Source organism: Acidisoma sp. S159, from assembly GCF_009766125.1.
Classification (GTDB): Bacteria; Pseudomonadota; Alphaproteobacteria; order Acetobacterales; family Acetobacteraceae; genus Acidisoma.
The window spans coordinates 1-440 of sequence record NZ_LMUG01000036.1 but is presented as its reverse complement, the minus strand read 5'-3'; the positions used below and the strand labels follow the sequence as shown (position 1 = coordinate 440).

At 51.6% G+C, this 440-nt stretch carries 1 protein-coding gene; it reads right to left on the bottom strand.

Annotated features, from left to right (window positions below):
* Positions 1–119: 119 nt before the first annotated feature.
* Positions 120–440: hypothetical protein (locus GSQ92_RS30155; RefSeq protein WP_216856806.1), on the bottom strand; the 321-nt coding region annotated here is incomplete at its 5' end.

Sequence of the window (440 nt, the reverse complement as noted above, 5' to 3'; positions counted from 1 at the left end):
TCCCGCATCTGAGTACTTACGGGAGCGAGAATAACAGGACCGAGCTGGAGAGTTCTGCAGTCGAAATAGATTGCAATTCCGCAGAATCTGGTAAATAAGCCGCTTGTCCATCTGAAAGTTCAACTCATGGCTCTCAAAGCAAGCCGCGCACTACGTGGCACAAAAGCCTTAGCTCGTGCGTTTCTTGATGCTGCAGAAACCATTTCGGCAGACAGGCGCTCGGCTGTCGTGAAGGGTGCTCTCGCTTCCATTCGCAACGAACTAAAAGCGAATCGCGAAAAGTTGAAAGCGGCGGCAACAGCGCATAAGTCCAGCTTAAGAAAGATGCCGGGTCGCTCAACAAAGGTGAAGACGATCGCTTCTCGTAAGGCGAAAGCAGCATAAGTCAAATGGCTAAACCCACGGCGGATGAAGGAATCGTAATGTCGTCGGAGCAGCCG